The sequence below is a fragment of the Chryseobacterium sp. WG23 genome (assembly GCF_024586575.1).
Lineage (GTDB): Bacteria > Bacteroidota > Bacteroidia > Flavobacteriales > Weeksellaceae > Chryseobacterium.
The window spans coordinates 439,398-462,226 of record NZ_JALCZE010000001.1 but is presented as its reverse complement, the minus strand read 5'-3'; the positions used below and the strand labels follow the sequence as shown (position 1 = coordinate 462,226).

The 22,829-nt window shown below is 34.9% G+C and carries 25 protein-coding genes; 23 read left to right on the top strand and 2 right to left on the bottom strand.

From position 1 onward, the window contains the following. Positions 1-37: 37 nt before the first annotated feature. Positions 38-865, bottom strand: a complete 828-nt coding sequence (locus MP477_RS02125; protein ID WP_230035279.1) for an S-adenosyl-l-methionine hydroxide adenosyltransferase family protein — start codon at positions 863-865, stop codon at positions 38-40. Positions 866-996: 131 nt separating this feature from the next. Between MP477_RS02125 and MP477_RS02120 the strand changes: the two genes are divergently transcribed. The 5 genes from MP477_RS02120 (at position 997) to MP477_RS02100 (ending at position 5,610) form a co-directional block, all read left to right on the top strand. Then, positions 997-1,956: a PhoH family protein gene (locus tag MP477_RS02120; RefSeq protein ID WP_230035281.1), complete on the top strand. Its 960-nt coding sequence runs from the start codon at positions 997-999 to the stop codon at positions 1,954-1,956. Between the two features lie 116 nt (positions 1,957-2,072). Beyond that, complete coding sequence (locus tag MP477_RS02115) at positions 2,073-2,744, top strand: porin family protein (RefSeq protein WP_230035283.1); 672 nt, start codon at positions 2,073-2,075, stop codon at positions 2,742-2,744. 145 nt (positions 2,745-2,889) lie between these two features. Further along, complete coding sequence (locus MP477_RS02110) at positions 2,890-3,387, top strand: hypothetical protein (protein WP_257188954.1); 498 nt, start codon at positions 2,890-2,892, stop codon at positions 3,385-3,387. A 517-nt stretch (positions 3,388-3,904) separates the two neighbouring features. Further along, positions 3,905-4,555 carry an outer membrane beta-barrel protein gene (locus tag MP477_RS02105; RefSeq protein ID WP_230035287.1) on the top strand — a complete coding sequence of 217 codons (651 nt, stop codon included), beginning with the start codon at positions 3,905-3,907 and terminating at the stop codon, positions 4,553-4,555. 401 nt (positions 4,556-4,956) lie between these two features. Continuing rightward, positions 4,957-5,610, top strand: coding sequence for a porin family protein (locus MP477_RS02100; RefSeq protein ID WP_257188953.1), 654 nt, complete (start codon positions 4,957-4,959; stop codon positions 5,608-5,610). Positions 5,611-5,682: 72 nt separating this feature from the next. On the opposite strand, the gene ffh is transcribed toward MP477_RS02100, so the two are convergent. Next, complete coding sequence (gene ffh / locus MP477_RS02095) at positions 5,683-7,044, bottom strand: signal recognition particle protein (protein WP_230035293.1); 1,362 nt, start codon at positions 7,042-7,044, stop codon at positions 5,683-5,685. Positions 7,045-7,691: 647 nt separating this feature from the next. Here ffh and atpB point away from each other — a divergent pair. From atpB to MP477_RS02010, 18 genes are all read left to right on the top strand, one after another. Further along, complete coding sequence (gene atpB, locus MP477_RS02090; RefSeq protein WP_306552696.1) at positions 7,692-8,819, top strand: F0F1 ATP synthase subunit A; 1,128 nt, start codon at positions 7,692-7,694, stop codon at positions 8,817-8,819. A gap of 51 nt (positions 8,820-8,870) precedes the next feature. Beyond that, complete coding sequence (locus MP477_RS02085; RefSeq protein ID WP_007844726.1) at positions 8,871-9,089, top strand: ATP synthase F0 subunit C; 219 nt, start codon at positions 8,871-8,873, stop codon at positions 9,087-9,089. A gap of 102 nt (positions 9,090-9,191) precedes the next feature. After that, positions 9,192-9,686 carry a F0F1 ATP synthase subunit B gene (locus MP477_RS02080; protein WP_257188951.1) on the top strand — a complete coding sequence of 165 codons (495 nt, stop codon included), beginning with the start codon at positions 9,192-9,194 and terminating at the stop codon, positions 9,684-9,686. Between the two features lie 2 nt (positions 9,687-9,688). Beyond that, positions 9,689-10,228 carry an ATP synthase F1 subunit delta gene (gene atpH / locus MP477_RS02075; RefSeq protein WP_230035295.1) on the top strand — a complete coding sequence of 180 codons (540 nt, stop codon included), beginning with the start codon at positions 9,689-9,691 and terminating at the stop codon, positions 10,226-10,228. A 16-nt stretch (positions 10,229-10,244) separates the two neighbouring features. Continuing rightward, a complete protein-coding gene (gene atpA / locus MP477_RS02070; RefSeq protein WP_230035297.1) occupies positions 10,245-11,822 on the top strand; it encodes a F0F1 ATP synthase subunit alpha in 1,578 nt (525 codons plus the stop codon). 87 nt (positions 11,823-11,909) lie between these two features. Beyond that, entirely contained in the window at positions 11,910-12,773 is an 864-nt protein-coding gene (gene atpG, locus MP477_RS02065; protein ID WP_257188950.1) for an ATP synthase F1 subunit gamma, read from the top strand. Positions 12,774-12,877: 104 nt separating this feature from the next. Then, positions 12,878-14,236: a hemolysin family protein gene (locus MP477_RS02060; protein WP_230035301.1), complete on the top strand. Its 1,359-nt coding sequence runs from the start codon at positions 12,878-12,880 to the stop codon at positions 14,234-14,236. A gap of 14 nt (positions 14,237-14,250) precedes the next feature. Further along, positions 14,251-14,556, top strand: coding sequence for an ATP-dependent Clp protease adaptor ClpS (locus MP477_RS02055; protein WP_084083893.1), 306 nt, complete (start codon positions 14,251-14,253; stop codon positions 14,554-14,556). A gap of 208 nt (positions 14,557-14,764) precedes the next feature. Next, positions 14,765-15,379, top strand: a complete 615-nt coding sequence (gene udk / locus MP477_RS02050; RefSeq protein ID WP_047494887.1) for a uridine kinase — start codon at positions 14,765-14,767, stop codon at positions 15,377-15,379. Positions 15,380-15,383: 4 nt separating this feature from the next. Next, positions 15,384-15,740 (top strand): septum formation initiator family protein, encoded by a 357-nt coding sequence (locus MP477_RS02045; RefSeq protein ID WP_230035303.1) that lies wholly within the window; start codon positions 15,384-15,386, stop codon positions 15,738-15,740. Positions 15,741-15,858: 118 nt separating this feature from the next. Next, positions 15,859-17,019, top strand: a complete 1,161-nt coding sequence (locus MP477_RS02040) for a methylmalonyl-CoA mutase family protein (RefSeq protein WP_257188949.1) — start codon at positions 15,859-15,861, stop codon at positions 17,017-17,019. 142 nt (positions 17,020-17,161) lie between these two features. Next, on the top strand, positions 17,162-17,317 hold the full coding sequence (locus MP477_RS22730; RefSeq protein ID WP_306552695.1) for a GxxExxY protein: 156 nt from the start codon (positions 17,162-17,164) through the stop codon (positions 17,315-17,317). 43 nt (positions 17,318-17,360) lie between these two features. Next, positions 17,361-17,471 carry a GxxExxY protein gene (locus MP477_RS22725; RefSeq protein WP_306552694.1) on the top strand — a complete coding sequence of 37 codons (111 nt, stop codon included), beginning with the start codon at positions 17,361-17,363 and terminating at the stop codon, positions 17,469-17,471. Positions 17,472-17,498: 27 nt separating this feature from the next. Further along, entirely contained in the window at positions 17,499-18,647 is a 1,149-nt protein-coding gene (locus tag MP477_RS02030; protein ID WP_257188948.1) for a class I SAM-dependent methyltransferase, read from the top strand. A gap of 55 nt (positions 18,648-18,702) precedes the next feature. Further along, a complete protein-coding gene (locus tag MP477_RS02025; protein WP_257188947.1) occupies positions 18,703-18,984 on the top strand; it encodes a hypothetical protein in 282 nt (93 codons plus the stop codon). Positions 18,985-19,152: 168 nt separating this feature from the next. Continuing rightward, positions 19,153-20,532: a dipeptidase gene (locus MP477_RS02020; RefSeq protein WP_230035316.1), complete on the top strand. Its 1,380-nt coding sequence runs from the start codon at positions 19,153-19,155 to the stop codon at positions 20,530-20,532. A 340-nt stretch (positions 20,533-20,872) separates the two neighbouring features. Then, the gene (locus MP477_RS02015) at positions 20,873-21,790 is read left to right on the top strand and encodes a T9SS type A sorting domain-containing protein (RefSeq protein WP_257188946.1); all 918 of its coding nucleotides are present in this window, start codon (positions 20,873-20,875) and stop codon (positions 21,788-21,790) included. 262 nt (positions 21,791-22,052) lie between these two features. Then, positions 22,053-22,814, top strand: coding sequence for a hypothetical protein (locus tag MP477_RS02010; RefSeq protein WP_230035320.1), 762 nt, complete (start codon positions 22,053-22,055; stop codon positions 22,812-22,814). The last annotated feature ends 15 nt before the right edge of the window (positions 22,815-22,829 follow it).

Sequence of the window (22,829 nt, the reverse complement as noted above, 5' to 3'; positions counted from 1 at the left end):
TATAAAAAAAATCGGTTTTTTTATGAAATATATAATTTTAGGAGAATTCAATATAGATATTCTCGCCTACATTCAATCCAAACAGGCTTTTGGCCCCGTTTTTCTTGCTCCCTTTATAGATGGTAAGTTCCAAAAGCTGACTGTCATTGAAGATTGCAGCAGATTGCCCATGGAATTCTGTCTCCCTTTCCCAGTCGGAAACCACTTCCGTATGGCTTGAAAATATTCTTGACAGGGTGAGATTTCTGAATTTTATCGTAAAACTTGTATAGGCTTTGCCGGCACTTTCAAAGAAATCTTTGCTGATATTTGAAATTATATTACCGAAATTATCAATATAAGTAACTTCCCCAATGATCATTCCTTCAGACTCATTAAGAACAGGTCTTGGGAACATCAGCTGTTTGGTGGTTTCTATTTTTCTTCCAATTACTTCCGGCAATCCTCCATTAGCAAGATGTACGGCTGCAGGAACAAAAATATCAGTAGAGGTGAAGTCTATAACATCATCAAAACGGTTATTCAGCGTAATCTCATAGATCGCTTCAGGTTTGATATCAAAAAATATGAGGCTCAAAAGACCGTTGTCTGCTGCCAGAAAGTAAGAGCCGTCAGCTTTGTAAAGAATGTTTTTTCTTGATTTGTTGAAAAAACTGTCTACAGCAAGGATATGTATAGTTCCTTTTGGAAAATATTTATAGGCATTTCTTACAATGTATGAAGTTTGTATAAGATTGAATGCCTGGATTTCGTGGGTTATATCAACAATATTAACCTCAGGGTTTAGAGACAAAATTTTGCCTTTCACAGCCGAAACTCTGTAATCTAAATTTCCGAAATCCGAAGTAAGGGTAATAATTGACATGAGCAATTTTAGAATAGTGAAGTATTGCAAAGTTATTTAAAATAAAAAGAATGCCCGAAAGATTGTTGAAAAGAATTTGATATAAATTTGAAAAAAAGCTTTAATTTTAAAATCTAAAATAAAAATACTGCATGTTTGAATTAACCTATGATTTGGAAGATACTGATGTGAAAATCTTCTATGGAGTTAGTAACCAATATTTCAACTTAATAAAATCAAGCTTCCCCACTCTTAAAATTACTGGAAGAGATCATTTTATCTTTGCGATGGGAAATCAGGAGGTTTTAGACATATTGAAGCAAAAACTGGATGATATCGTCCGTTTTATTTCTAAAAACAATTCAATAGAGCTTAAAGATGTTGAAAATATCCTCAATATTAAAGATGAAAATGAAAAACAACTGATTTTTGATCAGGATATTATTGTAAAAGGAGTCAATGGAAAAATAATAAAGGCAAAAACCACCAATCTTAAAAAACTGGTCAAGGAAACCGAGAAAAAAGATATGGTTTTTGCAATTGGTCCTGCGGGAACCGGAAAAACATATACCAGTGTGGCATTGGCTGCAAGAGCTTTAAGAGATAAAGAGGTGAAAAGAATTGTTCTTACAAGACCTGCCGTAGAAGCAGGGGAGAGCCTTGGATTTTTGCCGGGAGATCTTAAAGAAAAGCTGGATCCTTATTTACAGCCTTTATATGATGCACTCCGTGATATGATTCCCCATGAAAAGCTTGAAGGTTTCATGGAGAAAAAAATAATTGAGGTAGCTCCATTGGCTTTTATGAGAGGGCGTACCCTTGATGAAGCTTTTGTTATCCTTGATGAAGCACAGAATACCACTCATGCCCAGATGAAAATGTTTCTTACCAGAATGGGAATGAATGCTAAGTTTATCATTACCGGGGATCCAAGCCAGATTGACCTTCCAAAAAATCAGCAGTCCGGATTGAAAGAGGCAATGAGAATCTTGGAAGGGGTAAAAGAAATTGGTTTTGTGCATCTTACGGAAGAAGATGTGGTAAGACACCCTGTGGTAAGAAAAATTATCCTGGCATATAATGATGAGGAAAAAAGACTAAGAAATGACTAATTGCATGTAAAAAAGTTTCCATTAACCTTCTATTAACGTTTATTTTATTTCTTAAAATTGGTTTAATAGAAAAAAATAATTAGTTTTGCATTCCTTAAAATTAAAGACTAATTAAAATGAAAAAACTTTTACTTATTGCAGCAGTAGCTGTCATGGGAGCAAATGTAAACGCTCAGGAAACAAAATTCGGTGCTAAAGCCGGATATTCTTTATCAACATTGAAAATGAAGGCTGATGGTCAGTCTGAGAGCTCAGATCCAATGCATACATTCTATGTAGGAGGTTTGGTTGAGCATAAATTCGGAGATAAATTCGGTATTCAGGGGGAGGTTTTGTACTCGCCGCTTGGAGGTAAAGTAGATGAGACAGGTGCATTCGAAGGAGATTTCGACGGAAATGTACGTGTAAAAGCAAAAACGACCTTCGGTACTCTATTGATTCCTGTTTCTGCTAAATATTTTATTACTGAAAATTTAGCTGTTTCTGCTGGTGCCAGCTTTGGTATTATCCTTACTGCCAATGCAAAATATGAAGTAACAGGGGGTGCGGAGATTCCAGGAGAACTGGCTGCTGAATTTGGTTTAGGAGATAAAGTAGATATCAAAGACCAGGTAAATACTTTGAATATCGCTCCTTTCATCGGTGCAGAATATGCTTTGGAAAACGGGTTATTCTTTGATGCAAGATATAACTACGGTGTTTCTAACCTGGCGAAAGATTCAGGAGACGGAAAATTAACGAACAGCTTCTTACAAGTTGGTGTTGGCTTCAAATTCGGAGGAAACTAATTATTTAAGATTTTAACTTAATCAGTATATAAAGCAGAACAAATTTGTTCTGCTTTTTTAATTTGAATGATATCATTCTTAAGATTTTAATTTTATCATAAATAATTAGTATTTTTGCACAATAATTCAAACGCTAGTCAAATAAATGAAAAAGCTATTATTAATTGGTGCTTTTGCACTTTTAGGAGGTGCTGTTCAGGCACAGGAAGGTTTTAAACTAGGTGGACATATTGGTGTTCCTGTATCCGATGCAAGTGATATTTCGTCATTTACATTAGGTGTAGATGCTGCTTATATGTGGAATATTACAAAAGGCCTTGACCTGGGAGTTACAACAGGATATTCCCATTTCTTTGGAAAAGACAATTTTGATGACTTCGGATTTATTCCGGTAGCTGTATCCGGTAAGTATAAATTTTCCGGTGCTCCTGTTTTTGTAGGGTTAGACCTTGGATATGGTATTTCTACAAAAGACGGTATGGACGGAGGTTTCTATGTACAGCCGAAATTCGGGTACCAGATGTCTAAAGGAGAATTGTACCTGGGATATCAGTCAATAAGCAACAGTAGAAAAGTAGGCTGGGGTTCTTATAGCTGGAATGTAGGGGCTGTTAACCTTGGATATAACTTCTTTTTGAAATAAGAAGGTTTAAAAATAGTATACTAAACTCTGGCCAAAAGCCGGAGTTTCTTATTTCTGATCATCAAGCAAGTTTCTAATGTTCCGGAAGACTCTGATAATTTAGGATATTCTTAAAGTTCTATTAAACTTACTTTCTGATGGTTATTGTGAATTTTTTAATCTAATTTTCAAAAAGAAGGGTTGAGTTTTTATAAAGATTTATAAACAATTGTTTAATTTTTAAGAGTTAATTAATTATATGTTAATATTTTACGTTATTAATTTTAACAAAAATTCTTAGAGGGGTAGTATTTTTGACAAAATTAACAAATTAAAAAGAACAAAGATACTGGACTCTAATTGAAGAATTGTAATTTTTTTATTCATAATATTGTGAAAAAGTCAAAGCTGTTCACCTGATATAATTTATGTTTACAAAAGGTTAATAATTAACAATGATATTAATCACGTTAACAAATTTTAATATTCGTGGAGGTCACTGTAAATTTGCCCTCAGAAAGTATTAAAATTTTTTAAAATGAAAAAAATATTATTAGCGGGTGCTGTTGCACTTTTTGGTTTATCAAACGCTCAGATTGCTAAAGGAACTGCATATTTATCAGGACAAGTAGGTTATTCTCAAAACGAAAATAACAATACAGATACAAAAGTTGAGAGCTACAAAGTTCTTCCAACGGTAGGTTATTTCGTAGATACTAACTTAGCAGTAGGTTTAGGTTTAGGTTACCAAAATGATAACACAAAAACTGTTTCTACAATTGGTGCAACTACTGTAGATGCAAAAGAAACTGTTTCTGGATTTGTTGTAGCTCCATTCGTAAGAAAATACTGGACTGTTGGTGAAAAATTATATATCTTCGGTCAATTAGAAGTACCAATGGTATTCGGTCAAAACAAAGATGAGGCTACTTCTACAACTACAGTTGGAGGAACTACTACTTCTTCATCTACTTCTACTAAAAACAACTTCACTTCTATCGGAGTTAACGTTAAGCCAGGTTTAGATTATTTCTTAAACAAAAACTGGTCTATCGAAGCTACTATCGGTGAATTCGGATACAATACTTCTAAAGTAGATGTTGACGGAGCTAAGAGAGTAAACGATTATAAATTCGGATTGAATTTATCTTCTGTAACTTTCGGAGTTAAGTATGTATTTGCAAAATAATAAACAAAGCATATAGCAATGAAGCCCTGAGAATTTCTTGGGGCTTTTTTTACTCTTAAAAAATAATAATCATGAAAAAACTATTAGTGGCAGGAGCTGTAGCTTTTTTCGGTTTGTCAGAAATTACACTCGTATAGGGGTTACTATCAAGCCCGGTTTAGATTATTTCCTAACAAAAACTGGAGTATTGAAGCTACTTTGGGAGAGTTTGGATATAATACGTACAAAGGTGACTATGAGGGAGCGGAAAGAAAGAATAATTACAAATTCGGACTGGATTTATCTTCCGTGACTTTTGGGGTTAAATATGTTTTTGCAAAATAAAAACAAAACAATATAAGTAAAGCCGGAAAAGTTTATTTTTAAAGCTTTATTTCAAATAAAAATTAAATATAATAATCATGAAAAAAATTCTTTTAGTATCAGCGCTTGCACTGGTTGCAGGGTTGAATGCACAAACAAAATTCGGGGTAAAAGCCGGTTATGCATTATCAAAATTAAATTCCAATGAAGATCCTGAATTTGAAGGAGTAAGTGGAAGCTTAAAGTCTAAATCCGGATTTTATGTGGGAGCTTTGGTGGAGCATAAATTCAACGGAAAATTTGCTGTTCAGGGAGAGGTTGAATATGCTAATTTGGGTGGGAAAGCAGAAGTAGGTTTTCCTTCCAATATTAAAGTGACTGAAAAGCTTAACTTTAACAGGATTTTAATTCCTGTATCCGCAAGATATTATGCAACACCAGAATTGGGAATCTATGCAGGTCCGTATGTAAGCTTTAAAACAAATACGACAGCCAAAATAGAAGTAAGTGGAGCTATGGCAGATCCAAGAGCCATCAGAGAAGGAGAGGAGTTCCTTGAAAGGGCTTTTAATGATAATTTGAAGTCTACGGATTTCGGTTTGTTCTTTGGAGCAGATTATAACGTTTATAAAGGTTTATTTGTAGATGCACGTTATAGTTTCGGACTTACTAATATGATTAAAAATCCTGTTAACGATGAAAAATTGAAGATGAATTTCTTCCAGATCGGATTAGGATATAAGTTTAAATAATCAGATTTAGATAAAACAAAAACTCTCAGAAGAAATTCTGAGAGTTTTTTATGAATATTGTTGTTGTCTGAATTACTTTCCAAGCATACCACCCATTCCCGGCATATTTGGCATTTTGCTCATCATCTGCATCATTTGCTTTCCTTGAGGGCCCTGCATCATCTTCATCATTTTGCCCATCTGATCGAATTGTTTCATCAGCTGATTCACATCTTCGATTTTTCTTCCTGCTCCTTTAGCAATTCTGCTCTTTCTTTGCGTATTGATGATAGAAGGTCTTCTTCTTTCGTCAGGAGTCATAGAATAGATGATAGCTTCAATATGCTTGAAGGCATCATCGCTGATTTCTACATCTTTTATTGCTTTTCCAACTCCAGGAATCATTCCCATCAAATCCTTCATATTACCCATCTTCTTGATCTGGTTGATTTGTTTAAGGAAGTCATCGAAACCAAACTCATTTTTAGCAATTTTTTTGTGAAGTTTCTTAGCTTCTTCTTCGTCAAACTGCTCCTGAGCTCTTTCTACCAAGGAAACAACGTCTCCCATTCCCAGGATTCTGTCTGCCATCCTTTCAGGGTAGAAAAGATCTAAAGCTTCCATTTTTTCTCCTGTAGAAATAAATTTGATTGGTTTCTCTACTACAGAACGGATGGTTAATGCAGCACCCCCTCTTGTATCACCATCTAATTTGGTAAGCACAACTCCGTCAAAATTTAAAGCTTCGTTGAATGCTTTTGCTGTGTTTACAGCATCCTGACCTGTCATAGAGTCTACTACGAAAAGCGTTTCCTGCGGCTTAATGAAATAATGTACAGATTTGATCTCGTTCATCATCTGCTCATCAATCGCTAAACGACCTGCAGTATCCACAATGACCACATCGTGGTTGTTGGCTTTTGCAAAATTGATTGCATTCTCAGCAATCGTAGACGGGTTGGTAGAACCTTCTTCAGTGAAAACCGGAACATTAATCTGTCCTCCTAAGACTTTTAGCTGATCAATAGCAGCAGGACGGTAAACGTCACAAGCTACCAATAAAGGTTTTTTATTTCTTTTTGTCTGTAAATAATTAGCCAGCTTTCCTGAGAACGTAGTCTTACCGGAACCCTGAAGACCGGCAATAAGAATTACAGCAGGTTTTCCTGAAAGATTGATTCCTTCCTGAGAACCTCCCATAAGATCTACCAATTCATCATGAACAATTTTGGTCATCAACTGTCCCGGAGTAAGAGAAGTAAGTACATTTTCTCCTAATGCCTTATCCTGAACTCTCTTAGTAAGATCTTTTGCTACTTTATAGTTAACGTCAGCATCCACCAATGCTCTACGGATTTCCTTTACGGTTTCCGCTACATTGATTTCGGTAATTTTTCCACGTCCGGAAATATTATGTAATGCCTTGTCTAATTTATCCTGTAAACTATTAAACATATGTATTGTAAATTATAGGTTTGCAAAAATAAGGAATTTTTAAGAAACCTGAGTATGATAGACTTAATATTATAAGGATTTGATTGAAGTTGGAGGTAGGAGAAGAAAGTTTTTGAAGCCGATAAAACTAAATAAGACTCTTTAATAAGATATTTTTTAAGTTAAGAATTATAAGATCATTTTTAATGAAATAAATTAAAATTGTAACTCTATGCAATAGCACTCCCATCTTCCAACTCCCTACCTTATATAAAGAATTGTTTTGTTTCAAAAATTATAATCTTATTTTTGCAGCATGAATTTTCTGGATTGTTTTATTATTGTATTATTAATAGCATTGCTTAATATAATAGTATATATAATATTTAAAAAATATTTGTATGGTAAGGAGGATGCAGGAATGAAATTTCTTGTTATTAATATTTGTAAAGATATTATTTGGCTTACCATTTCTTTAATATTAATAGATAAGACAAAGACTAATTTTCTCTTTATAGTGATCTGTTTTATTATTGCATCGTTCCTTATTTATATACCTATAATAAAACTCATTAATAAGTCTTGATTTTTTTGATGATAAAAATCAATTTTTAATATTGGTAAAGTTTAATAAAATCGATATATTTGCACACGATTAAAAAAGAGATATGAACAGAAAAATTTCTTCATTATTTTTCGCATTTTTATTTGTGTTTATAAGCAGTTTAGCTTCTGCTCAACACGAATCTGATGGAGAGAAATCAGCGGAAAAAGTAGAGAACAAAGAAGCGAAAGAAGGCTTCAATGCGACCACAATGATCATGGAGCACATTGGTGATTCTAATGAATGGCATTTATGGACTACAAAAGACGACAGTGGTGAAGAACATCACGTTTCTATCCCTTTGCCTATTATCATTAAAGATAATGAAGGATGGCATACTTTTCTTTCCAGTAGTATAGCACACGGGCACGAGCATGATGGTTATACTTTAGAACATGGACAGGTAGTTTCTACTAAAGGTGTTGAAAAAGCTACTTTGTTTTCGATCATTAGTGGAAAGCAAAAACCAAACGAAGTGTTTTTTGATCTTTCAATAACGAAAAACGCAGCTTCAATGTTCTTGTCAGTAATTTTTATGGCCATAGTGTTCATTGGAATGGCAAGAAATTACAAGAAATCTCAACTTCCAAAAGGTATTGGACGATTAATGGAGCCGGTGATTGTATTTATCAGAGATGAAGTGGCTATTCCAAATATAGGATCTGTTAAGTATAAAAGATATATGCCTTATTTATTAACTGCATTTTTCTTTATATGGATTAATAACTTGTTTGGATTGATTCCTTTCTTTCCTTTCGGAGCAAATCTTACTGGTAACATTGCAATCACAGCAGTATTAGCTGTTATTACATTGTTGATTACATTGTTCAGTGCAAATAAAGATTATTGGAAACATATCTTTATGCCACCAGTTCCAATCTTATTGTATCCAATTATGGTTCCAATTGAGATTATCGGAATCTTTACAAAGCCTTTTGCTTTAATGATGCGACTTTTTGCTAATGTTACAGCAGGACACATCATGATCTTAGCGATCGTTTCATTGATCTTCATTTTCAAATCTCCATTCTTAGGATTTGCATCTGTGCCATTGGCGTTATTTGTTTCAGTATTGGAATTATTGGTAGCAGCATTACAGGCGTATATCTTTACTGTATTATCTGCTTTATTTATCGGAATTGCAGTTGCGGAACACGAGCATGAACATGGTCACGAAGAGCACGCTCACTAATTAAAAGAAAAGAATTTTAAAATAATTTTTAACTAATATAATTTATTTATTATGGATTTATCAACAGGAGCAGGATTAATTTACGTAGGTATCGGTTTAGCAGTACTAGGAGTAGGTCTTGGTATCGGTAAAATCGGTGGTCACGCAATGGATGCTATCGCTAGACAACCAGAACAAGCTGGTAAGATTCAAGGAGCAATGCTTATCGCTGCTGGTCTTATTGAAGGTGCTGGTCTTATCGCGATCATCTTTGGTGCTTTCATCAAGTAATCTATCCTCAAAAAACATTCTTAGCAGCAAAGCGGTTGGCTGCTGCTAAGAATTTTTTAAAAAACAATCCATAAAATAACATTTAAAAAAGAATTTACAGATATGGGAATTATAGAACCTGGAATTGGACTTTTATTTTGGATGACGCTTACTTTTGTTATCCTATTGTTTCTTCTTGCTAAATTCGCTTGGAAACCAATTGTAAATGCTGTTAATGAAAGAGAAACTTCTATCGTTGATGCATTAAACCAAGCTAAATTGGCAAAAAAAGAGATGGAAGAGCTAAAAGCTGACAACGAAAGAATCATTCGTGAAGCTAAGATCGAAAGAGATGCTATCCTTAAAGAAGCTAGAGAGATTAAGGACAGAATCGTGGGAGAAGCTAAAGATGCTGCAAAATCTGAAGGAGATAAATTAATCGAAGCTGCTAAGCAAACTATCAACGCTGAGAAAAACGCAGCTATGGCAGATATCAAAAATCAAATTGGTACTTTATCTGTAAACATTGCCGAGTCTATCTTGAAACAAAAATTAGACAACAGCGAAGCTCAAAACGAATTAGTTCAAAATTATTTAAACAAATCTAACCTTAACTAATAATGCTTACATCTAAAGTAGCTAAAAGATACGCACAAGGTTTGCTTGACTTCACCAATGAATCAGGCCAAACGGCTACTGTATTTTCTGAAATGAAAGATGTAGTGAAGATCATGATTGAATCTCAGGATTTAAACAAATTCTTCCTTACCCCTTACATTGATGCAAAAAAGAAAATAGAGGTAGCAGACCAGATTTTTAAAGATTTTTCAGTTTCTTCACTGAACCTGATCAGACTAGTGATCAAACACGGACGTGAAAACCAACTGAGAAATATCGCTCAGGAGTTCATCAATAAAGTAGAAGATATCAACGGAGTACAGAGAATCACTCTTACTACAGCGACACAGCTTTCTAAAGAGAACCTTGATCAGATTTTAAGATCTACCAACCTGGTAAAAGCAGATTCAAATTTTGATATCAACTTACATGTAAAACCTGAAATTCTTGGGGGATATATTCTAAGAGTAGGTGACCAGCAGGTAGACGCGTCTGTAAAGGCTAAACTGAACCAAGTTAAAAAAGATTTTCAATTAAATTAAGAAAAACAACCATACAATGGCAGAAATAAATCCGGCAGAAGTATCTGCGATCTTAAAACAGCAATTGGCCAACTTCGATACTCAATCCAACGTTGAGGAAGTAGGTACAGTTTTAACCATCGGTGATGGTATTGCTCGTGTATACGGGTTAGAAAACGTACAATACGGAGAGTTGGTGAAATTTTCTAGTGATGTAGAAGGTATTGTACTTAACCTTGAAGAAGACAACGTAGGTGTTGCTTTACTAGGTGAAAGTAAATTAGTAAAAGAAGGTGATACAGTAAAAAGAACAAACAGAATCTCTTCTATCAAAGTAGGAGAAGGAATGTTAGGTAGAGTAGTAGATACTCTTGGTAACCCTATCGATGGTAAAGGTCCTATTTCTGGGGAATTATACGAAATGCCATTAGAAAGAAAAGCTCCTGGAGTTATCTTCAGACAGCCGGTAACTGAGCCTTTACAGACAGGTATCGTTGCGATTGACTCTATGATTCCTGTAGGAAGAGGTCAGAGAGAGCTTATCATTGGTGACAGACAGACGGGTAAAACTACTGTTGCAATCGATACGATCATCAACCAGAAAGAATTTTTTGAAGCTGGTAATCCAGTATATTGTATATATGTTGCTATCGGTCAGAAAGCATCTACAGTAGCACAAATCGTTAAAACTCTTGCTGATAAAGGAGCTTTAGCTTATACTGTAGTAGTTGCTGCCAACGCATCAGACCCGGTTCCAATGCAGGTATATTCTGCAATGGCAGGTGCTGCTATCGGTGAATTCTTCAGAGACACTGGTAGACCTGCATTGATCGTTTATGATGATTTATCTAAACAAGCTGTTGCATACCGTGAGCTTTCTCTACTTTTAAGAAGACCACCGGGCCGTGAAGCTTACCCTGGAGACGTTTTCTATCTTCACTCAAGACTATTGGAAAGAGCGGCAAAAGTAATTGCTGATGACAACATCGCTAAGCAAATGAACGACTTGCCAGAATCTCTTAGACCAATCGTGAAAGGTGGAGGTTCATTAACTGCCCTTCCAATCATTGAAACTCAAGCGGGTGACGTTTCTGCATATATTCCTACCAATGTAATCTCTATTACAGACGGACAGATCTTCTTGGAGTCTGATCTGTTCAACTCTGGGGTTCGTCCTGCAATCAACGTAGGGATCTCTGTATCGAGAGTAGGAGGTAATGCTCAGATCAAATCAATGAAAAAAGTTTCTGGTACATTGAAGTTAGACCAGGCTCAATATAAAGAATTAGAAGCGTTTGCTAAATTCGGTTCTGACCTTGATGCTTCTACTTTAGCAGTTATCTCTAAAGGAGAAAGAAACGTTGAGATCCTTAAGCAGCCGGTAAACTCTCCACTTCCGGTAGATAGCCAGGTGGCTATGATCTATGCTGGAACTGAGAACTTATTAAGAAACGTTCCTATCAGAAAAGTAAAAGAATTCCAAATTGAATATATCGAATTCCTAAGATCTAAGCACCCTGATACAATGGCTGCAATTAAGGCTGGGAAAATTGATAACGATATTACAAACGTTCTTAAGCAGGCAGCTAACGATTTAGCTTCTAAATATAACTAAAATTAGTTGATGGTTGTTGGTTGATAGTTTATAGAGTTTTCTAAAACTATCAACCGACAACTGACAACCAACAACTAACTCAAATTAATGGCAAACTTAAAAGAAATACGAGGCAGAATTACGTCAATTTCATCTACGATGCAAATTACCCGTGCTATGAAGATGGTTTCCGCAGCGAAACTTAAAAAAGCACAGGACGCAATCGTTATGTTAAGACCATATTCTGAAAAATTACAGGAACTTATCCAGAATGTAAATTCTAGCTCTGATCCTGACCAGATTTCTGTATATGCTCAGAAAAGAGAGGTTAAAAGAATACTTTTCATCGCTGTTACTTCAAACAGAGGTCTTGCGGGAGCTTTCAACTCTTCTATTGTTAAGGAGCTTAACCTTCAGTTTCAGAACAATTCTCAGTATGAGATTGAAGTTCTTCCTGTAGGTAAAAAAGCATATGATGCTGTAAGAAGAAACCGCTCAGTATATACTAATGCAAGTTCTGTTTATGATAATCTGAATTTTGATGTGGTTGCTAATGTTACAGAAGGAGTAATGAGCAGCTTCAGAGAAGGGAAATTTGACGAAGTCTATGTTATTTACAACAAATTCGTTAATGCCGCTACTCAGGAAGTGACTACAGAAAAGGTTCTTCCTATCTCAATGCCTGAAAGTATAGAAGGAGAAGTAGAAACAGATTATATCTTTGAACCTAACAGAGCTGAAATTCTTGATAATTTGATTCCGAAATCTATTAAAACTCAGATTTTTAAAGCAATCTTGGATTCAGTAGCTTCAGAACACGGAGCGAGAATGACAGCAATGCACAAAGCTACAGATAATGCCGAAGCTTTGAGAAATGATCTTAAGATCTTCTACAACAAAGCAAGACAGGCTGCAATTACAAACGAAATCCTGGAGATCGTTTCAGGAGCAGAAGCTTTGAAAAATTCATAAAGAATTATTTTAACATAATATTAAGCATCGATAGGATCGATGCTTTTTTTTGTTATTTATATTTTGTATATCTTTGTAGTCAATTAAATTTATACACTTTCTAAATGGACTCGGACATAGTCAGGCTTTTGCTGGCCTTATTTCTCGTATTACTAAATGGCTTTTTCGTAGCCGCAGAATTTTCAATTGTTAAAGTTCGTTACTCACAAATCCAAATAAAAGCCGCAGAAGGTAATTCTATGGCAAAGCAGGCGGAACATATCATCAAACATCTGGATGAATATCTTTCTGCCACACAATTAGGTATTACATTGGCGTCCCTGGCTTTAGGATGGGTAGGGGAAAGCGCATTGCATCATATCATTGAAAATATTTTTCACTCACTCAGCATCAATATGAGCCAGGCCACCATCACTTCAGTGGCATTGGTAATCAGTTTTGTGTTTATTACCATTATGCATATTGTTTTCGGTGAGCTTATACCCAAGTCAATTGCAATCAGAAAATCAGAAGCTACAACAATGGCAACAGCCGTTCCACTGAGAGTTTTCTATACGGTTTTCAAACCGTTTATCTGGTTGATGAACCTTATGTCGAATACATTCTTAAGACTCGTAAAAATTCATCCTGCTTCTGAACAGGAGATTCACTCTACAGAAGAACTCCAGCTTTTGGTAAAACAAAGTGCAGATAGTGGAGAAATTGAAGAAGAAAACTATGAGATCATTAAAAACGCCTTTGATTTCACAGATCATTCCGCCAAGCAGATCATGGTTCCGAGACAGAATATTACTTCAATTGATTTTGAAGAAGATATTAATGAAATGATCAATAAGATCATGGATAGTGGGTATTCGCGTATCCCTGTATATATAGACTCCATTGATAATGTAATCGGAATTTTCTATACCAAGGAAATTATCAGGGAATTTGTTAAAAGAAAGGGAGATCTTGACCATGAAGACCTTAGGGATCTGATGCGTGATGCATTTTTCGTGGTGGAAAGTAAAAAAGTTTCAGATTTGTTGAAGATTTTCCAGCAGAAAAAACAGCACCTTGCCATTGTTATCGATGAATTCGGAGGAACAGAAGGGATTATTACCCTTGAAGATATTTTGGAAGAGCTGGTAGGGGAAATTCAGGATGAAGAAGATGACGAAGAAAAAATTGTTGATAAAATAGCAGATAATACCTATTGGGTACAGGCTACACAGCCTTTAGACGAAATCAATGAGTTCCTTCCTAAAAAGCTTCCTCTTTCTGAAGAAAGCGAGTATAACTCATTAGCAGGATTTATTCTTAATGCACTGGCAGAGATTCCCGAAGAGAACCAGGAATTTGACCTTGAAAACTACCATTTCAAAATTTTGAAAATGAATAACAAGAGCGTAGAACTTGTTGAGTTGGTATATCAGGAGCCCAATGCTTTAGATAATTTAGCAGATAAAATCGGAGAAGTTTAAAAAATAGGTTAAAAATGAATTTTTATAATAGCATAAAAGACTATGAAAATCCAAAACGTCAATATGAAGAAGAAGTTCTCGTTCTGGATGATACGGACGATGTGTATAAACTGGTGCTGCATAATGATGACATTCATACATTTGATTATGTGATAGACAGTCTTATTGAAGTATGCAAGCATACCCTGGAGCAGGCAGAGCAATGCACAATGCTTGTTCATTATAAGGGCAAATGCACCGTAAAAACAGGCTCAATGGATGTTTTGAAGCCTATGCATGAAAAATTAATTTCAAGAGAATTAACAAGCGAAATAGTATAAAAATAAAAACCGGTAATCAATTTACCGGTTTTTTTATTAAATCCGGAGATGAAACCCCAGAAATAAACGTTACATAGCAAGGATAACGGGCTTCCCGGAAAATTTTTCAATTTTTTATCCTTTAATCTTTTAATTTCTCAATATTCTTACATTGCTACATTTTATCTAAAACAGTATATTTGTACCAACTATAAAGAAACAAAAAAGAATGCTTGTAATAGGAATTGCCGGTGGTACGGGATCCGGCAAAACTACAGTTGTTGATAAAATACTTCAACAGCTTGATATTGAGGGAATGAATATCCTCTCTCAGGATAATTATTATCATGATAACCAAAATCTAACCTTGACAGAAAGAGAGGCTCTCAATTATGACCATCCGAAGTCCATCGATTTTGAACTGTTGATAAAACATGTTAAAGCTTTAAAAAATAATGAGTCTATTGAACAGCCCATTTATAGCTTTGTAACGCATTCCAGAACAGGAGATCATGTCACTGTAGAACCTAAAAACGTATTGGTAGTAGAAGGAATTTTAGTTCTTACCAACAAAGAATTGTTGAAAGAATTTGATTTGAAGGTATTTGTTCATGCAGATTCTGATGAAAGATTAATCAGGAGGATCAGAAGAGATACCCAGGAAAGGGGAAGAGACCTTGGTGAAGTATTACACCGTTATCAGACTACCCTGAAACCAATGCATCAGGAATTCATCGAGCCATCTAAGAATGATGCCGATCTTATTATCCCAAATATGAAACAGAATTCCGTAGCGATTGATTTTTTAACTACTGTTATTAAAAACTCGTTGAGAAAACATTAAAAAAATGGAAGAAAACAACCTTATCAAAGACATTCAGCCGAAATCAGAAACATTGAAGCTGATCCAGAAGTATATTCTGAATAAATATACCATTACAATCTGTATGTTTTTGGTATGGATGGTTTTCTTTGATAAAACCTCATTTCTCGTAATTAACGAACTGAATGGTGAGATCAGTAAATATGAAGATCAGCTGGAGTATTATAAAAAAGAATACGAAAAGAATGATGCTTTCTATAAAAAACTGATGAACAATAAGTCGGAAAAGGAGAAATATGCACGGGAAAATTATTTTATGAAAAAACCGAATGAAGAGATCTTCATTTTGGTTGTTGATAGCACAAAAGTCGCCAAGAAATAATAAAGTTGAACAGGATAAGGCAACACTCAATTCGCTGTGCTTTTCGATTTTTAAATTGAAATTCGCTAGCGAAGCAATGTTCACTATTGGCAGTTCACATCACAAATAAACAAAACTAATGTCAAATAACATACTTCCAAACTGGGAAAACCTGGTAAAAAAGCAACTTAAAACAGAGGATATTTACCCTGTTTTAGAAAAGGAGAATCTGGAAGGGATAGAAGTGAAGCCCTTTTATACAGAAGTTCAGAATCCTCTGGTAAACCTGCCAAAAGTTGAAGAAAGTACCCATCTGGTAGCTTCTTACCACGAAAGCCTGGAAGACGAAGTATTTGCATTTTTATTAGACCGGAATGTAGAAAATCTGGAAGAGAAAACAATTTTTGTTAATAATAAAGAACTTGCCGGCCATATCAGTCCAAAAGAAGAAGATCAATATTTTTCCCTGATTGATGTTTTTAATGAAAAAGATGGAATTATTGATGATCAGCTGGCAAAAGAACTGTTGGCCAAAGATTTTAAAAGAAACATCTGTGTTGATATCTCCCTACACCAGAACGCCGGAGCAGCCATCTATCAACAGCTTGGTATTGCCTTGGCCAAGGCTAAAGAGCTTATTGAGAGTTATGGTCCTGAAATTGTAGGGAAACTGATTTTCAGATTGGCTGTAGGAGGGAATTACTTCTTTGAAATGGCTAAACTGAGAGCTTTTAAAATTATTTTCAATCAACTTTCCAAAGAATATGGCTTAGATGAAGTTCCTTATATTTTTGCAGAGACTTCTTTAAGAAATAAAGCCGTTTCAGATAATGAAAATAACCTGATCCGTTCTACGCTTGAGCTTGCTTCAGCGATGATTGGTGGGGCAGATGCTGTTTTTACCAATAATTACCTTGTAGAAAAAAGCACTGAAAATTCAGAAGAGATTTCTTTTAAACAACAAATCGTTCTGGCCTATGAAAGTATTATCAATGTATTTGAAGATGCTTCCAACGGAAGTTATTACATAGAAGACATTACCAGACAACTGGCAGAGAAAGCCTGGGATCTTTTTGTTGAAATGGAGGATGCGGGAGGCTATCTGGAGCTTTTAAAACAGGGAGTGGTTCAGAAGAAGATCTATGACCATGCAGTTAAAGAGCAGCAATGGGTTGAAGAAGGAAAAATAAAACTGATTGGCGTTAATTTATATCCCAAATTAGACGTTAAAAAGTCCATTGAGGAGCTATACAGTGAAAAAGAAATAAAGGCAGTCCGTTGGGCAGAAATGTTTGAATAAACTTTAAACTGTTCCCACAGATTACTCAGATATCACAGATTCTGAGTTAAAAAAAATAATTATAGCAAATGAATGAAAATGAAATAGCTTTTATATAAGAAAGTCTATATTTTCTGTATACAATGAATTAGGACCTGGTTTATTGGAGAAAGTTTATGAAAAGATGCTAGCTTTTGATTTGCGAAATAATGGTTTGAATATTCAAACCCAGGTTCCTGTCCCTATAGAATTTAAAGGTATTTCTATTGATTCAAGCTTTATTGCAGATATAATCGTAGAAAATAAAAGTTATTATTGAGATAAAATCAATTCCGGAAATAAGTAATGTCCATCATAAGCAATTGTTAGCCTACTTAAAGCTAACAAAATTGAAATTAGGTATATTGGTGAACTTCAATACTGATTATATTGATAAAAGTATCATTCGAAAAATAAACGGAAATATTAATTAGATATCATCTGTGAAATTTGTGGAATCTGTGGGAAATAAATTATTAAATCAAGAAGTTCAAAAGTACATTAATGCCAATCTGCATACAGATCTACATGCATTGCTGTTAAAAAAAGCTCCATTTCCTGAGGTTTCTATGCAGGAAATCGTACAGCAGATCAAAGGAAGACAGGTGGCAGAGAAAAAGTTTCCTTTTCTCTTAAAAGAAGGCATTATTTTTCCGCCACAGCTCAATTTAGAGCAGTCATCATCCGAAAAAACAGCCCTTTATAAATCGGAAATTATAAAAGGGAAAAAGTTTATAGATCTTACCAGCGGCTTTGGAATCGACGCGTACTATTTGTCTCAAAATTTTGATGACATTACCATAGTGGAACAAAATGCTGAGCTTCTGAAAATTGTGGAGCATAACTGGAATGTTATAGGCAAAAAAGCAAAATTTGTCAATCAGAAACTGGAAGATTTCTTAATTGAGAGTAAGGAGCATTTTGATACCATTTATTTAGATCCGGCCAGAAGAGATCATCAAAAGAATAAAGTTTTTCTTTTGGAGGATTTATCTCCCAATATCCTTGAAATTCAGGAGAAATTATTATCTATTTCTAACCAGGTGATCATTAAACTTTCCCCTTTGATTGATCTGAAATACCTTATTTCTGTTGTACCGGATATTTTCAGGATTGATATTGTTGCTGTGAAAAACGACGTAAAGGAAATTGTCATATTTCTGTCAAATAAAAAAGTAAACGAAATTATATGCTGTTGTGTGAATCTTGAAAGTGGAGAATCACCTTTTAATTTTATGTTTCGGGAAGAAGAAAATGCCCGTTCAGAATATTCTGAACCCGAAAAGTTTATTTATATTCCCAATAATTCCATTTTAAAAGCAGGAATCTTTAATTTGATCTCAGAAAAATTTGGACTTAAAAAGCTTCATCCTAATACCCATATTTATACTTCAGCTGAAAAAAAAGAAAATTTTCCAGGAAGGATTTTAGAAATGGAAGTAGTTGAATCTAAGAGTGTTAAAAAGAAATCGCAGTTTAATATTATTTCAAAAAACTACCCTTTAAAGCCTGATGAAATTAAAAAGAAATATGGCTTAAAAGATGGTGGAAAGCACTATATTATTTTTACACAATCCAAAAAAGGGAAAATAATATTAAAATCACTCTAAAAATGTTGCCGAAAAAAGCAAGATTTCTTAATTTTGGGCAATCAAAAATTTAAGCATGAGAAAATTAGTTATATGTTTAGCGATTGCAACTGTAGCTGTAAGCTGTAAAAAAATCCAGGCTGGGGGCAATAAGGGTACTTTAAAACTGGAAGAAGGGGTAGAGAGATATTCTGATGATGCACAAGGTGGAGAAGCTCACGGACATGGTCATGAGGCTGCTGCTGAAGGGCACAAGGAAGAAGCTGCTGCAAAACCTGAAGCTCCTAAAACAGATAGCGTTGCTGCAAAATCTGCTGAAGCTCCGAAAACAGCTGAGGCTCCAAAAGCTGAACACTAATTATAAGTATAAGACGTACAAGTGCCCTGTTTCTGCAGGGCATTTTTTATTAAAATAAATGACTGGCTCTTCAATTATCAGACAATAAGTAATTAGTTGGGAAAATCATCTCCTTTTACTTGGCTCTGACAGGCATTTTTTTTAATTTTAACAAAATAAATTTTTACAATGCAAGAGACATTAAATTACATTAACGAAAACAAACAACGTTTCGTTGATGAATTATTTGAGTTACTGAGAATTCCTTCCATTTCTGCAGATCCGGCTTATAAAAATGATGTATTGAAATGTGCGGATGTATGTGCAATGCACCTTAAAAATGCAGGAGCTGATAACGTTGAAATATGTGAAACAAAAGGATATCCTATTGTTTTTGGTGAAAAAATCCTAGACAAAAATTTACCAACAGTATTGGTTTACGGACATTACGATGTACAACCGGCAGATCCGTTGGAATTATGGAGAAAACCACCTTTCGAGCCTTATATTGAAAAAACAGAACTTCACCCGGATGGAGCTATCTTCGCAAGAGGGGCTGCAGACGATAAAGGACAGTTCTTTATGCATCTGAAAGCTTTTGAAGCTATGATGAAGACAAACACTCTGCCATGTAACGTTAAATTTATTTTAGAAGGTGAAGAAGAAGTAGGTTCTGTAAGCTTAGGAGACTTCGTTAATGAAAATAAGGAAAAACTGACGTGTGACTGTATCCTTATCTCAGATACCCATATCTACAGCAATGAACAGCCAACTGTAACCACAGGATTGAGAGGGCTTAGCTATGTAGAAGTAGAAGTGGAGGGGCCAAACAGAGACTTACACTCCGGGCTTTACGGTGGTGCTGTACCTAATCCTATCCACGTGCTTTCCAGAATGATTGCTAATCTGATTGATGAAAATGGTCATATTACCATTGATGGATTCTACGATAATGTAGAAGTAGTATCTGATGAGGACAGAGCTGAAATGAACAAGCTGAAAGATAATCCGGAAGAATTTAAAAAATCAATAGGATTAAGTGGAGTGGAAGGTGAAAAGGGGTATACAACCCTTGAAAGAGCTTCCATTCGTCCTACATTAGACTGTAATGGAATCTGGGGAGGATATACCGGAGAAGGTGCTAAAACAGTAATTCCTTCAAAAGCTTTTGCTAAAATTTCAATGCGTTTGGTACCTTATCAGACACCGGAAGAAATTACGGAGAAATTCACAACATATTTTGAAAAAATAGCGCCGGAAACTGTAAAAGTTAAGGTGACTCCTCACCATGGAGGAATGCCTTATGTATTACAAAGTGATACCAAAGAGTTTTTAGCAGCTAAACAGGCTATGGAAACAGCATTTGGTAAAGAAGTACTGCCTTACAGAAGTGGAGGAAGTATTCCTATTACAGCGATGTTCGAGAAAGTTCTGGGAGCCAAGTCTGTATTAATGGGCTTTGGACTGGATTCTGACGCCATTCACTCTCCGAATGAACATTATGGACTCTTTAATTTCTATAAAGGAATTGAAAGTATCCCATTGTTCTTTGAAAACTATTCAAAATAAGAGACTTATTATATCAGTATCTCAAGCGCTTCTTTACAGGAGCGCTTGATTTTTTTATATCTAAATAAGCTCTTGAAAAAAGAGGATTCAGATTTAGAAAATTCCCCATACAGATCTGAAGGGCAATCCTCAATTAAACCGGAACAAAAACGTTTTTTGCTCCGGTTAACTATTTTTTATTTATTGTAAAAAGTGTAGACAGCTTTCGCAGTAAACACCTTATCCTGCTATGATTTTTAGGGGTTGTAAATTAGTGACAATAATCGGATTTCTGGTTGATTAATGGTATTTTTTTAATTCTTTGAAGTTTTTATTTTTATTCCGAAACTTAAACTTTACTATGAAAAAATACTACTCAATCGCATGTGTCTTACTTTCAATATTTTCTTTCGCTCAGGAGTCTGTTTCCTTTGAAGATAATGAAGGTTTTTTAGCCACAAATATCCATGGACAGAATAATTGGATAAGTACTCCTACAGGAGGAAATCCAGCCCATGTTATGAACCAGGTTATCAGCCAGGATCATGCCAGTCATGGAAATGCTGCCCTTAAAATTGTCAGAGAAAATACCTATGGGACCCAATCGGAGCCTGTCATAGGAGGTTTTTATAATTTACCGGTACCCCTTCCTTATAACAATTTTTCGGTTTCATTTGATATCAATATCTCTCAGCTTGACGGCTCTGTTTTTGGATTCCAGGGTGTTGACAGTATTGCAGAGCAATTAGTGGTGAGGCTTGATTTTGATAAAACGGGTGTGATAAAGATTTTAAATCTGGTTTCCGGCTCTTTGGAACTTGTTCCTACTCCTGAAACCTGGTCTCCGAACACCTGGTATAGATGTAAAGTTATAGGAACGGCTTCAGATATCAGATACTATCTCAATGATACTTTAATTTATACAGGGCTGGCCGTAAGTCCGCTGAATATAGATCAGCTGCGTTTTGTGCATGATAATGCTTTAGGAACGGCTTATATTGACCAGATTAAAATCAATTCTGAAACCATTTTGGGGGTCAATGACAATAAAGTGGATTATAGTATATTATCACTATCTCCTAATCCAGCAACAGATTTTATAAAAATAAACACTGTGAATACATTAGAAAAAGTGGAAGTTTACGATGTTGTCGGAAAAAAGATGAATATAGGATTACAGAATAATACAGTAGATGTAAAGCATCTTTCGCCAGGGCTTTACTTTATGAGCATACAGTCAGGAGGTAAAACCTTTACTGAGAAATTTATAAAAAAATAATACCTGATAAATCTTTGAATCAGTAAACGCTCCAATTGGAGTGTTTTTGATATATCTTATACTGTCCTTTGTTATACAATTTAATCATGTTTTATGGTAGAGAATGCACTGAAATTAAAGCTTTATCACATTTATAGAGAAAATTATAACTCCATAGTATATCAATTTTTTATTATATAATATGAAGAAATTTTTTATTTTTATGAGTTGCGTGTTAAAAATATTCTATATATTTTTATAATTAAAGAAAAAAATTAATAACATGAAAAAAACAACCGCAATTTTATGTGCACTTTTGTGTGCCAATTCTTTATTTTCTCAACAATGGACAGGTAATAACACGACTACGGATCCTATTTACAGAGGAGGTTCTGTAAGTGTAGGGACAGCTCAATCTTATGATAAATTTACTTTAGGTAAAGGAAATTTAAGAATGATAGATGGAGCTATTAAATTTGGTTATTTTTCATCAGGAGTGAACCATGATTCTTATTTTACTATACAGAATTTTAGAAGTCTAGCGGGTTCTAACGCTAATGGACTTTATATATATCCATCTCACTCCGGTTTAAACCCAATAAATGATGTTCCTTCCGAAAGCAAGGTTTTCTTTGTTTCTTCTACCTCTAAAATAGGGATGGGAACCAATACTTTGACCTGTGTAGACTGTGATAGCTATCGCTTGTTTGTAAAAGATGGGATTAAAACTGAGAAATTAAAAGTTGAAATTGCAGCTAACAACGGCTGGGCAGATTATGTCTTTGCTAAAGATTATAAACTGATGCCTTTAAAAGAATTGCAGGCCTATATTGATCATAAAGGACATCTGCCGGAAGTGCCCACTACGGAAGAAGCTATCAAAAATGGTATAGAACTTAAAGAAATGAATATTCTTCTTCTTAAAAAAGTAGAAGAACTGACCTTGTATACATTGCAACAGCAGAACCAAATGGAGAAGCAGCAAAAGTACATGGATGAGCAGAATAGACGAATTGAAATGTTGGAGAAGAATGCACGTAAATAATAGATCAACTATTTA

Coding starts and splice junctions, on each gene's coding strand:
- MP477_RS02125 (WP_230035279.1), bottom strand. CDS start 865: ATGTCAATTATTACCCTTACTTCGGATTTCGGAAATTTAGATTACAGA.
- MP477_RS02120 (WP_230035281.1), top strand. CDS start 997: ATGTTTGAATTAACCTATGATTTGGAAGATACTGATGTGAAAATCTTC.
- MP477_RS02115 (WP_230035283.1), top strand. CDS start 2,073: ATGAAAAAACTTTTACTTATTGCAGCAGTAGCTGTCATGGGAGCAAAT.
- MP477_RS02110 (WP_257188954.1), top strand. CDS start 2,890: ATGAAAAAGCTATTATTAATTGGTGCTTTTGCACTTTTAGGAGGTGCT.
- MP477_RS02105 (WP_230035287.1), top strand. CDS start 3,905: ATGAAAAAAATATTATTAGCGGGTGCTGTTGCACTTTTTGGTTTATCA.
- MP477_RS02100 (WP_257188953.1), top strand. CDS start 4,957: ATGAAAAAAATTCTTTTAGTATCAGCGCTTGCACTGGTTGCAGGGTTG.
- ffh (WP_230035293.1), bottom strand. CDS start 7,044: ATGTTTAATAGTTTACAGGATAAATTAGACAAGGCATTACATAATATT.
- atpB (WP_306552696.1), top strand. CDS start 7,692: ATGAACAGAAAAATTTCTTCATTATTTTTCGCATTTTTATTTGTGTTT.
- MP477_RS02085 (WP_007844726.1), top strand. CDS start 8,871: ATGGATTTATCAACAGGAGCAGGATTAATTTACGTAGGTATCGGTTTA.
- MP477_RS02080 (WP_257188951.1), top strand. CDS start 9,192: ATGGGAATTATAGAACCTGGAATTGGACTTTTATTTTGGATGACGCTT.
- atpH (WP_230035295.1), top strand. CDS start 9,689: ATGCTTACATCTAAAGTAGCTAAAAGATACGCACAAGGTTTGCTTGAC.
- atpA (WP_230035297.1), top strand. CDS start 10,245: ATGGCAGAAATAAATCCGGCAGAAGTATCTGCGATCTTAAAACAGCAA.
- atpG (WP_257188950.1), top strand. CDS start 11,910: ATGGCAAACTTAAAAGAAATACGAGGCAGAATTACGTCAATTTCATCT.
- MP477_RS02060 (WP_230035301.1), top strand. CDS start 12,878: ATGGACTCGGACATAGTCAGGCTTTTGCTGGCCTTATTTCTCGTATTA.
- MP477_RS02055 (WP_084083893.1), top strand. CDS start 14,251: ATGAATTTTTATAATAGCATAAAAGACTATGAAAATCCAAAACGTCAA.
- udk (WP_047494887.1), top strand. CDS start 14,765: ATGCTTGTAATAGGAATTGCCGGTGGTACGGGATCCGGCAAAACTACA.
- MP477_RS02045 (WP_230035303.1), top strand. CDS start 15,384: ATGGAAGAAAACAACCTTATCAAAGACATTCAGCCGAAATCAGAAACA.
- MP477_RS02040 (WP_257188949.1), top strand. CDS start 15,859: ATGTCAAATAACATACTTCCAAACTGGGAAAACCTGGTAAAAAAGCAA.
- MP477_RS02025 (WP_257188947.1), top strand. CDS start 18,703: ATGAGAAAATTAGTTATATGTTTAGCGATTGCAACTGTAGCTGTAAGC.
- MP477_RS02020 (WP_230035316.1), top strand. CDS start 19,153: ATGCAAGAGACATTAAATTACATTAACGAAAACAAACAACGTTTCGTT.
- MP477_RS02015 (WP_257188946.1), top strand. CDS start 20,873: ATGAAAAAATACTACTCAATCGCATGTGTCTTACTTTCAATATTTTCT.
- MP477_RS02010 (WP_230035320.1), top strand. CDS start 22,053: ATGAAAAAAACAACCGCAATTTTATGTGCACTTTTGTGTGCCAATTCT.